We start from the raw sequence: 11,520 nt of genomic DNA on the forward strand, positions 1-11,520 counted from the left end.
ATTGCTTTTGTTTAATTAAGTATTTGGAAACCATAGCGCCAACCGATCAAATATATAAAGGACAGTTCATTCTGTTTGAGGGTCAACCCCACAATATAATAGAAAAAGAATTTGTGTCACCGGGAAAAGGCTCTGCTTTTACTCGTGTAAAAATGAACAACCTTGAAACCGGAAAACTTATCTCTTTTACATTTAAATCAGGTGAGCGGGTAGATGAAATTGAAGTCAATATTGTTGAATATCAGTACCTCTATGCCGATGGAAATAGCTACAATTTTATGAACAATGAAACATTTGAGCAGATTTCATTGGGCAAGGATTTAATAGGTGAGTTTATACAGTTCCTGAAAGAGGGTGAAAATTACCTTATTGTTGTGTACGATAATAGACCTATTGGTTTAAAAGCACCTCTAAAAATTCAACGGGAGGTGATTGATACTAAAGATGCCATAAAGGGCAACACATCTAATACAGCAACCAAAAAGGCAACTGTAGAGGGCGGTTATGAACTCGATGTTCCACTATTTATAAAAGTAGGTGACAGAATCTCAATAAATACCGAAAGCGGTAAATATGTTGAACGTGCTAACTAGTCAGCCTTAAAAAACTCAACAATTTTATTCCACATAGTTTTGTAAGTCTTTAGAACCTCGTATTTGGGAATCTCTATCTTATCTTTGTCCTTTAGAAAATTTTCTGTTGTAGCCTCATCTGAAAGAGTCTGGCTTATTGTGGTGATTTCGGTATCAATTTTAGCTGTTAAAAGATACTCACGAACGCCTTCCGTTCCCTCAAAATACTCTTCTATTTCTTCCTGAGTGTATCCATATTCCGCCTGAGTTTCAAAAAATGCGGCAAGCTCTTCGTCCGATACAGAAAGGTCTTTTCCTGCAAGCTTTCGCTTAAGTGCAACGATTTTGGCCTGACGTTCAATCTCGCTAAAGCTTACGCCACTTGCCTCTGCAAGGGTTTTCATTTCTTCGATTCCACCATATTGAGCGGCATCTTCTTCCAAAACGGCGTTCATTTCGTCGGTAGTAATGTTGTCAAGTGTAATCCCTTCCTGTTTTGCTTTTTGAAACCATAGCTCGTCGACAATCATTGCTTCAAGTTGCTGTTGGCCATACATGTTAAAAAGATAATTTTTTATGTCGTCGACATAAATCTCTTCACCGTTTACCAATGCGGCAACAACAGATCCTGTTTGTTCAGCCTCGGCCTTAGCCTTGAATATCTGGTACCACTGGACGAATCCGTCAATTGCAATCATTAATAAAACTCCGGCAAGGACTCCAATTATTGAGATTATTGCAAGCCTTAAGTTGGTCTTTTTTATTGAAATTTTGGCCTTGGTTGGCTTAGGTTCGGTTGCTGGCGTTGACATAGTTTTTTTCTTTGTAGCAGGCATTTTGATTTTGGATTAATTAATATGCAGTCAGAGTATATCACATTTTTTCTTGCGGTTTAAAATGTGAAAGATTCCACATATTAGTACTAGAGTAGTAATCCAAAGTGGAATGTAGTTGATTCCCGTATTAACGAGTGAACCAAGGGTACCCTGTACCTGAGTCGTAACTAATGCAGGATCTGTTACATAAAGTTGATATTTTGAATATTTGTAAGCAAGTAGGCCACATGCGTTTACAATTTGGTTGTTTGATACGGTTATAGATTCCGGGATATGTACAGTAACGTGGTTTTCATTATTTTGTAAGTCGGTTAATCGAATAGTGTTTTCATCGATTTGTGACGCATAGCCGTTTAAACAGATAGTCATATTCAAAAGTTCCGTTGAGAGAGAAGATATTTCGAGCAAAGGGAAACTTGGATTGTAGTCGATAGACCTTAATGCAAGTACTGTAAATTCGTTATAATTTGCCCTTGCTTTAAAATATCCAAGGAGCTGAAATGCCTTACCCAAAGAGTCTTCCGGAATGAGCTCTGACCGAACTCTTATTACCGACAATTCGTCTTGTAGAAGTGCAAACCCTTTGTAAGGTGTATCAATATTAGTGATTATCCCGTTAATTGTTGAAAGTTGATCCGAAAGTTCTGTTATATTGGAGTGAATCGGAGTCGTAGTGCTGTCCCCGGGGGTTGGTATGTCATTAATTAGTATGTCCCATTGGGGAAGATAGGCTAGGGAAATATCGTAGCTACTACTGGAATATGTAATAGAATCAATGATTTCGCCGAGATTATTAATCAGGTTTACTGATTCGTTTGAATTGTTTAAAACGATTCCGGTAGTGTTTCCATAAAAAACCCAATACCCTCCGGGATCAAGTAAAGTATTTGATGGGATTGTATAAGGAGCAGAACCACCGGTTGTAATATCGTCAAGCAGATAGCCGATGAGGTTAACCGAAGTAGTACCGCAGTTATATATTTCTATGTATTCGTCTGAGTTGTTAACATGACCATCGTTATTTGAATCAAATTCTTTTGGTGCGGCAAACACCTCGCTAATTTTTAGACAATCACTTAATTCGTATTTGGAATCAAATTTATTTTTCATTAGACTGTAAACGGTAAAGTTATTCAATATAGAATAACTTGAAAAGGGTTAACAATTCATAACAAAAAATTAATAAAGATTCACTCGGTGTAAGAAATAAGAATGCCGGGATTTGAGTATTGGCTTATGCGGTTATTATCTCTGCATCGGTTTTGTAAATGCTTTGGATTAACCCAAGCGCTATATAATTAGCTAAAAGGTTACTTCCGCCTGCACTTACAAACGGGAGAGGGACTCCGGTTGCAGGTGTAATTCCAAGATTCATACCAACATTTATTAATATTTCAAGTGCGAATTTTATTCCCAATCCGAAACAGATAATTGCACCGAACCTGTCCTTAATTTGGCTGGAGAGGTATAAAACTTGAATTATGAGAAGTAGGTATAAAACAAGAAGTAATGTACTCCCAACAAATCCGAACTCTTCCGCATAGGCGGCAAAAATAAAGTCGGTTTGGTATTCCGGTAAGAATTGCAGCTTACTTTGTGTACCGTGCCCGAGTCCTTTCCCTAATATTTGGCCAGAGCCAACGGCTATTTTAGATTGTGAAACATTAAAGCCAGCTCCCTCTGGGTCAGCCTCTGGGTTTAAAAAGGTTTCGATTCTTTGTTTGTGATAGGGTTTTAAAATATTGCTTTCCCAGAAAGGTTTTATGGCAAATCCGATGGATGTTCCGATAACCAAAAATACAAGTGCTACAATTAAAATTTCCCTTGAAGGTTTTAATCTTTTAGATATATATAAAATTAAACCAACAATAAAGTATGCAAACAAAATTACCGCAAATACAGTTACCAGCAATGGAATTTTGTAAGATATTCCAATAGCAATTAAGAAAGAAAATACAACAAGCGGAATTGAGGCAAGAATCAGAAATGGTTTATCGAAACCCGATACAATAACAAAGCCGCCTATAGCAAGTAGCAGAAACGTCATTCCTGCGTCCGGCTCTGAGAAGATTAAATATGCGTTTATAAGTAAATATATCCCGGCAATCAAAAGTTTTAACCATTTGGTGCTACTTTTTTTTGATTTTATAAGTGTAAAAATCCCTGCAAATACAATTATCAAGAATATTTTGGCGAATTCTGAAGGCTGGAGAGTAAAGACACCAAGATCAAACCAACGTTGAGCACCTTTGAGCTCTATCCCCCATAATAGTACGCCGTATAAAAGACCAATCGAGAAAAGTCCTGTTAAAATTATTACTTGTGGTTGGGCAATATAGGTATAGTCAATTTTGGAGATCACGAAATATATAAGGAGTGAGATAAGTAGGAGTAGTATTTGTCTGGTTAAGATGGTTCCCGATCCGTCCGAGGTAGGTGAGATGGTTGTCGAATAGATTACTAAAAGTCCAATCAGGTTTATAAGAAAGGCATTAACAAATATAAGTACATTACCAATAAGTGAGGTTCCGACACCTTCTTCGTTGTGAGTCATTTGTTAACGTTTACTTTAGTATTCGGAGTGTGACCTTGTATTCGCCAACTTTTAACTCTTTTCCTGAATTCTCCTTGAACTCAAGCGAGCTCAGTTTTGTTTTTTCTTTGAGTTCCGAAAGATTGGCTTCTACTAGCTTTTGTATTGTATCATCTTTAGTGTGAAGTGCTAGGGATACAAAGTCAGCCTGATTGCAACCGGATTCCTTTCTGGTAACTTGGATTTGACGAGCCAGCTCTGCTAAAAGTCGTTCTTTCTTAAGCTCTTCTGATATTTTTAGATCAAGTCCGAGCATATGGGTTACAAATTCTTTCCCGGATTTAACTTTTACCTCTTCAAGAGCTAGGTCGGATGGTGCTTTTGTTGCTTCCAAAACATCTTTAACATTTAATTCGTCTTTAAGAATATCTATTAATCCATTGTCCAATACTGTATCCACATATAGTGTCTGGAGAGGCTGCTTAAGTGGGATATTGTTTGTTACACGGATCATTTGACCGGTCGTTGCAAACGATCGTAGAAGTTCCATCTGGTCCATAAGTGCTTCATCCTCCTTTGTAAGTATTTCTGCCTTTGGATACAGTTCAAGGTGAACTGATGTAAGTGCCGTTTTGTCCACAGATTTCACTAAAGCCTCATATGCCGACTCCGTTGCAAACGGAATTATTGGTGCCGTAAGCCTTATAAATTTTACAAGCGCCCAGTATAATGTTGATAATGCGTCGACATCTCCTGCTGCAAATCGGTCACGGGATCTTCTAATGTACCAGGTTGATAGGTCGTCAAGATAAGGGGCAATCGCTTTGGTGGCAGATGGAATGTTATAACTTTCTAATCCTCCTTCGACTTCAGTTTGGAAACGTTTGGTTCGAGCCACAATCCATCTGTCCAAAAGATTAGATTCTCCGGGGTTAATCTTGCTCGAACTTGGCTTCCAGTTATGAAGTTCTGCATAGATTTGTAGATATTTGATTGTGTTTCGGAGCGGGAAAAGCACTGTTTTAACCTGGTTTCTAAGCTCTTCTTCGTTCATGTCAACGTTCTCACCAACCATTATTGAACTACCCATAAAATACAGGCGCATTGCGTCTCCACCAAGATTTGTAAGCACGGCTTTCGGATCGGGGTAGTTTCCAAGGCTTTTACTCATTTTTCTGCCGTCAGTGCCGGCCATTACGCCGGTAACCACAACATTTTTAAAGCTGTTTTCACCAATTACTGCATTTGAAATAACATGCATACAGTAAAACCAGGCACGGATTTGTGCCACGTATTCAACAATGTAGTCAGCAGGAAAGGTCACCTTGAAAAGTTCCTTATTTTCAAAAGGGTAGTGGAGCTGACCGTAAGGCATTGAACCAGATTCCATCCAAACATCGAGCACTTCAGGGATTCGTCTCATTGTACCTTCACACTTTTCACACTTAAATGTTATGTGATCAACTCCGTTTCTATGAAGGCTTTTGGGTTCCTGACCTGATCTTTCTTTTATTTCGGACTTTGATCCAAATACTTCGATTTCGCCACACTTGTCACAACGCCAAACAGGCATAACTGTAGCCCAATAACGGGTTCTACTTATACACCAATCGGGTGCGGCTTTAATATTGTTTTCAAACTGTTTTGCAAATACAGGGTTTGCCCAGTTTATCTTTTTAGCATTTTCTAAAAGCTGGGGCTTTAATTTTTGAACATTTATAAACCAGGACTTTTGGGCTTTTTGAATTAATGGAGTTTGGCATCTGTAACAGTATGGATATCTGTGGATAATTTTCTCCGCTTTGAAAAGTAAGTCCCTTGTTTCAAGATCTTTTATTATATTTTCATCGGCTTTTTTAACGTATTGTCCAGCAAAATCCTTAACTTCGGGAACAAAACAGCCAGCATCATCAACCGAGAACATAATTGTTAATCCGTAATGATTTCCCATTTCTGTGTCTATTTCACCAAAACCCGGAGCCGAGTGAACAATTCCGGTCCCTTCTTCCATATGTACCATTCCTTCGTATGAATACACCTTCCAGTCGTTTTCGTTGGGCTTAAAGTAATCGTAGGGTGCAGTATAGGAAAGACCAATAAGTTCTTTTCCTAAGAACTCGGCGACAACAGTGTAAGGATCATCACCCAAAACGTGTGGAAGCCGTTTTTTTGCTACTATGTATTTTTTGCTACCTTCCTTACTTGTGAACATAACATAAGTTTCACTAGGATCAACAACCAAAGCTCTGTTTGAAGGCATTGTCCAGGGAGTAGTTGTCCATGCCAATATGCGAGCACCCTTAAACTTGCCTTCTGTTGTTACAGGAAATTCAACAGTAATTGCAGGATCTTCCATATCTGTGTAACTATCGTCCATGGCGATTTCAAAACTTGAAACGGGTGTTCCACAACGGGTACAGTACAAAAGTGTTTTGACCCCTTCATATATTAAACCTTTGTCGTAAAGCTTTCGAAATACCCAGATCACTGATTCCATATAGTCTTCATCCATTGTACGATATGCACCTTCAAAGTCTATCCACTCGCCAATGCGATCAACATACCACTTCCATTCACTTGAAACTTCGTCTACATAAGTATGACATGCGTCAATAAAGTTGTTTATACCGAATGTTTCTATTTCGCGACGGTTTTTAAGTCCAACTTTTTTCTCTGTTTTTTCTTCAATTGGAAGACCGTGGCAGTCCCATCCCCAAACTCTACGAACGCGATATCCCTTCATTGTTTTATACCTTGGAATAACATCCTTCGCTATACGCGGTAAAAGTGATTGTGGACCAGGAATTCCCGTTACAAAGGGAGGTCCATCAAGAAACGAGTAAGGATTATTTTCCGGTCGTTCATTTACGGATTTTTCAAAAGATTTTTCAGACTCCCAAAATTTGCTTATCTCCTCCTCGGTTTGCACAATAGAGAGGGAATCTATCTTTTTATAGAACTGATCGTTATGATTTGGCTTTGCCATGTAACTATACAACAATTAAGATACAAGATAGGGGATGAATCAACAAAGTGATACATGGTACCACCCCAATTTGCTTGCATTGTTGCCAGTACAAGCCTTTTGACCATACTATTGTTCGTGGGGGAATTTTACGGACGGATTTTCCCGAACCACGCCTTGGTAGGATATGGTCGTGACTTTGATTACGGAGTCTTCCGTGAGACTTTAATTTTTTGACTGATCTGTTGTCAAAATTTCTTTCTCCCGCTCCCCGATGATTGTCGGATCAATGCGTTTCAAGTGTATTATACAGTGAAGCAGTGAAGTAGTAAAGCAGTAAAGTAATCCTCTCCGGAAGATACCTATGAGAGAAGTGGCAAGCTTTAACACAAAGGCAAACAGATAAAGGGTTCACTTCGAACATAGGAATCGACGGAAGCTTGTGCAGTGAAACAGTAGTAACACGGCTGTTGATGCTGTATCCATTCAGTGGTTAAATATTGCATGTTATATCGTTATGTTTGACTGTTTCACTCTTTGACTATTTCACTATTTACGGCTTACTGTTTTGCTGAATTTATGCTACAATGAGCAGCTAATAAACGCTGTAACTTACATAATCAAACATACAAAATGGTAACCCAAACGAGCAATTATACGGCTAGTAATATTAGAGTTTTAGAAGGGCTTGAGGCAGTTCGAAAGCGTCCGGCAATGTATATTGGTTCAACCGACGAAAAAGGTCTGAATCACATCGTATACGAGGCTTTGGATAACGCTGTCGATGAGGCTATTGCCGGTGTGTGTGACCTTGTGAAGCTAACTCTCCACGCCGATGGTTCATGTAGTGTAAAAGATAACGGTAGAGGAATTCCGGTTGACATTCACAAACAAACAGGGAGACCGGCACTTGAAATTGTAATGACTAACCTACATGCCGGTGGAAAATTTGATAGGAGTGCATATAAAGTTTCGGGAGGACTTCATGGTATTGGGGTAAAGTGTACAAATGCACTTTCCGAATGGATGAAAACCGAGGTGTGCCTGAATGGCAAAAGATATAGTCAGACTTACAAAAGAGGTAAACCGACTTCGGAAGTAATCGAAATAGGTAAAACAACCGAGCGTGGAACCTGTCAAACATTTTTGCCGGATAAGGAGATTTTTAGTACAACGGAATTTAAGTTTAATACCTTGCTCTCACGTTGTAGGCAACAGGCTTTTTTGGTTGCCGGGCTTAAGTTTATTGTTAAAGATGAGCGTAAAGATCAGGAAAAGGAACACACTTTATATTTTCAGGATGGAATTAAGACCTATGTCCGATACATTAATTCCGGTGACAAGGTTTTAATGGAACCATTCTATGTAAAAAAGGAGATAGATGATATTTTGGTAGAAGTAGCAATTCAATATAGGGACACAGTAATGTCCGAGATTAAAACGTTCACAAATAATATACTTAACCTTGAGGGTGGAACACACGAGATTGGATTCAAGAGTGCTCTTACAAAGGCTATAAACGACTACGGACGAAGTGCAGAGTTCTTTAAAGATTCAGATGATACGCTTTCTGGCGAAGATGTTCGGGAAGGGCTTACTGCTGTTGTTTCCGTAAAGGTTAAAGATCCTCAATTTGAAGGTCAAACTAAGATTAAACTAAACAACCCCGAAGTAAAAAGTGCCGTTTATAAAGTGCTTCGCGAGGGACTTTTAGAATTTTTCAACGAAAATCCAAAAGATGCAAAAGCCGTTTTAGAAAGGTCAATATTATCAAGAAAAGCAAGAGTTGCCGCAAAAGCTGCTCGAGAAACCGTGATGCGTAAGAATGCCCTTGGGGGAATGACACTTCCCGGCAAACTTGCCGATTGTACCGAGACAGACCCGTCAAAGTCAGAGCTTTACGTAGTTGAAGGTGATTCGGCAGGTGGTTCAGCAAAGCAAGGGCGTGATAGGTTTACCCAGGCAGTTTTCCCCTTACGAGGAAAACCATTAAATGCTGAAAAAGCCCATTTAGGTTCTGTCCTTAAAAACAAAGAATTCGAAGGCTTAATAACTGCGCTTGGTGCAGGAATCGGTGAAGAGATGGACATGAGCAAGCTTCGTTACCACAAAGTAATTATTATGGCAGATGCCGATGTTGACGGTGCACATATTGCAACCCTTGTACTAACCTTTTTGTTTAGGCACTTAAGACCGCTCATCGAAGAAGGGTACGTATATATTGCTCAACCGCCACTTTTTAAAATTGTGGATAGTAAAAAGAATACTTATTGGGTAATCGATGAACTTGAGCGTGATAGGCTTTCCGCTGATATTCTAAGTAAGGGTGGTAGGGTTGTTAACTTCCAGCGATTCAAAGGTCTTGGTGAAATGAATCCGGATCAACTTGCCGAAACCACGATGGATCCAGAGAATAGGATTTTAAAGCAAGTTACAATTGAAGATGCCGAAGAGGCCAATCGAATTTTTAGTACTTTAATGGGTGACGAAGTAGCCCCTCGTAAGCGTTTTATTATTGAGCACGCCAAATTTGCTCAGTTGGATGTGTAAAGCTGTTACTTTCTTGAGTGAAACCGCGTAAACCTTTTCATGGAAACACTTAAATATGACGTAGTCATAATCGGTACAGGCTTTGCCGGACTCTCCTGTGCTCATAAACTTGATAAGTCACTAAGGGTTTTGATAATCGACAGGAAACCCTCCTTAAAAATTACCTATAACTCCACAGGAATTATTACTGAATCTACTAAAGACGTGTTATCTACTATTGTTCCGGACATAAATGAATATATTACATTTAGTGCAATTGGTATGGGCGTTGTAGCGCCTGATTTTGCTGATTACTTTATTTACTCGGATAGAAAACCCTGGGCATTTTCCACTGATACCGAGGGGTTAGTAAGAAGAATGCAGGAACTTCTTCCAAGTAACGTAGATGTAATGTTCGGGACTACATTTGTTAAAAAAGAAAGTGATACAAAGATTAGTGTTTCAGAAATAGGTGTGATCAAAAAAATTAAGTTTAGATTTATTGTAGGGGCAGATGGAGTTAGTTCAATGGTTGCGAAAGCTTTCAAATTATCGGTAATTAAACGTAAACTCTTAGGTATAGAAAAAACATTTTTAGGTGAAGTAACTCTTTCTCGAACTCCAGCAGTTTATCACTATTGGAACAGGGAATTTGGACGAGGATATGGTGGATGGATTGCACCCACAAAGTTTAATACTAAGTCCGCGATTAGAGTTGGACTAGGTGCATATAACGCTACTCCCGAACTTCTTGAGAAATTTATTTCGGTACTTAAAGCCAAGGGCCACATTAAAGTCATAAAAGAAGTTTCAGAGTTAAGTGGGTTTTTGCCTTTGGATGGTCCCGTTAGTAATTACTACAGAAAAAATGGAATGATAATAGGTGACGCTGCCGGACTTTGTGGACCTTGGTCGGGAGATGGAATAAAGGGAGCTTTAGTTTCCGGGATAGTTTCAGGTATGTTTATAAATAAATGGTTCAGAGGTGAACATGATTTTAAAAGTTTTTATAAGGAAATTGATAAATATGGAAAAACGTATTCTCTGTTTAGACACCAAAAGTTCTATAGACTGGTATGGGATTTAGTTAAAGAAGATAGTACTTTTAAGGCATTCTATGAAATTGTTAAATTGAACAAAACGGAGCTACTCGGAGGTTTAAAAAACATAAAAAAGGGTGATAAATCGGGATATTCAATACTTAAGCCATTACTTAATCCTATTCCTTTAATCAAATTTGGGGTTATGCTTATTCGTGACATTATATTTATTCCTTTTCGATTGAAAGTGAATGTCAAAAAGTAGTATAATTTCACCATAAATTAGCAAAGGGTATAAAATGGCATATATAATTCCAACCGTTTTAGAGCGGAGCAAAACAGGAGAGGTCTCCTACGACCTATATTCAAGGCTTTTAAAGGACAGAATAGTATTTGTGCATGGTGAAATTAATATGGAAATGGCTAACATAGTAGTGGCCCAACTCTTATATTTACAAAAGCAAGCACCTAAAGAAGATATCAGCATGTATATAAACTCAGTAGGTGGTGGAATATATGCCGGTTTGGCAATTCTAGACACAATGAACCATATAAGCTGTGATGTTAGTACAATTGTTGTAGGTCAGGCACTTTCGATGGGTTCAGTGCTTTTGGCAGCTGGCAAAAAAGGTAAACGATACGCATTGCCAAACAGTACAATAATGATTCATCAACCAATGATTACGTTAAAATCAACTCTGCAGGCGGCGGATATTGAGATTGAGGCAAAAGAAGTAAACAGATTAAAAGATATTCTTGCGAAAATGCTTGCAGACTATACAAGTCAGTCAAAGGAAACGGTAAAAAAAGATATGGATAGAGATAATTGGATGGACACTCAAATCGCACTTAAGTATGGTATAATCGACAAGATTTTGAAGTAGGGATTTATTAAAAGTAAAGTCCGCTTAGCTCAGCTGGCTAGAGCACTTCATTGACATTGAAGAGGTCGGAGGTTCAAGTCCTCCAGCGGACACCAGATAGTCTCTGGAAGTGTCCTGAAATTTAAAGATTTATGGAGGTTTCCCGACAAGTCGGGATTTCA

8 protein-coding genes and 1 tRNA gene are annotated in these 11,520 nt (G+C 38.7%); 5 read left to right on the plus strand and 4 right to left on the minus strand.

Annotated features, from left to right (window positions below; all coding sequences use genetic code 11):
* Positions 1-23: 23 nt before the first annotated feature.
* Complete coding sequence (gene efp / locus JW962_04220; protein ID MBN1374506.1) at positions 24-593, plus strand: elongation factor P; 570 nt, start codon at positions 24-26, stop codon at positions 591-593.
* On the opposite strand, the gene JW962_04225 is transcribed toward efp, so the two are convergent.
* The 4 genes from JW962_04225 to JW962_04240 form a co-directional block, all read right to left on the minus strand.
* Positions 590-1,408, minus strand: coding sequence for a hypothetical protein (locus tag JW962_04225; protein MBN1374507.1), 819 nt, complete (start codon positions 1,406-1,408; stop codon positions 590-592). The genes efp and JW962_04225 overlap by 4 nt on opposite strands.
* Before the next feature lie 27 nt (positions 1,409-1,435).
* Positions 1,436-2,518 carry a lamin tail domain-containing protein gene (locus JW962_04230; GenBank protein ID MBN1374508.1) on the minus strand — a complete coding sequence of 361 codons (1,083 nt, stop codon included), beginning with the start codon at positions 2,516-2,518 and terminating at the stop codon, positions 1,436-1,438.
* A 124-nt stretch (positions 2,519-2,642) separates the two neighbouring features.
* A complete protein-coding gene (locus tag JW962_04235) occupies positions 2,643-3,962 on the minus strand; it encodes a rod shape-determining protein RodA (GenBank protein ID MBN1374509.1) in 1,320 nt (439 codons plus the stop codon).
* A 10-nt stretch (positions 3,963-3,972) separates the two neighbouring features.
* Positions 3,973-6,927, minus strand: a complete 2,955-nt coding sequence (locus JW962_04240; GenBank protein MBN1374510.1) for an isoleucine--tRNA ligase — start codon at positions 6,925-6,927, stop codon at positions 3,973-3,975.
* Between the two features lie 612 nt (positions 6,928-7,539).
* On the opposite strand from JW962_04240, the gene JW962_04245 reads away from it, so the two are divergent.
* From JW962_04245 to JW962_04260, 4 genes are all read left to right on the plus strand, one after another.
* On the plus strand, positions 7,540-9,456 hold the full coding sequence (locus JW962_04245; protein MBN1374511.1) for a type IIA DNA topoisomerase subunit B: 1,917 nt from the start codon (positions 7,540-7,542) through the stop codon (positions 9,454-9,456).
* A 39-nt stretch (positions 9,457-9,495) separates the two neighbouring features.
* A complete protein-coding gene (locus JW962_04250; GenBank protein MBN1374512.1) occupies positions 9,496-10,740 on the plus strand; it encodes an NAD(P)/FAD-dependent oxidoreductase in 1,245 nt (414 codons plus the stop codon).
* A 43-nt stretch (positions 10,741-10,783) separates the two neighbouring features.
* The gene (locus JW962_04255; protein MBN1374513.1) at positions 10,784-11,359 is read left to right on the plus strand and encodes an ATP-dependent Clp protease proteolytic subunit; all 576 of its coding nucleotides are present in this window, start codon (positions 10,784-10,786) and stop codon (positions 11,357-11,359) included.
* A gap of 18 nt (positions 11,360-11,377) precedes the next feature.
* A tRNA-Val gene (locus JW962_04260) sits at positions 11,378-11,454 on the plus strand.
* The last annotated feature ends 66 nt before the right edge of the window (positions 11,455-11,520 follow it).

This window comes from Candidatus Dojkabacteria bacterium, from assembly GCA_016927995.1.
Taxonomy (GTDB): domain Bacteria; phylum Patescibacteriota; class Dojkabacteria; order JAFGLO01; family JAFGLO01; genus JAFGLO01.

Excerpts from the sequence above, each read along its gene's own strand:
- JW962_04225 (MBN1374507.1), bottom strand. The coding sequence starts at position 1,408 with ATGCCTGCTACAAAGAAAAAAACTATGTCAACGCCAGCAACCGAACCT.
- JW962_04230 (MBN1374508.1), bottom strand. The coding sequence starts at position 2,518 with ATGAAAAATAAATTTGATTCCAAATACGAATTAAGTGATTGTCTAAAA.
- JW962_04245 (MBN1374511.1), top strand. The coding sequence starts at position 7,540 with ATGGTAACCCAAACGAGCAATTATACGGCTAGTAATATTAGAGTTTTA.
- JW962_04250 (MBN1374512.1), top strand. The coding sequence starts at position 9,496 with ATGGAAACACTTAAATATGACGTAGTCATAATCGGTACAGGCTTTGCC.
- JW962_04240 (MBN1374510.1), bottom strand. The coding sequence starts at position 6,927 with ATGGCAAAGCCAAATCATAACGATCAGTTCTATAAAAAGATAGATTCC.
- JW962_04235 (MBN1374509.1), bottom strand. The coding sequence starts at position 3,962 with ATGACTCACAACGAAGAAGGTGTCGGAACCTCACTTATTGGTAATGTA.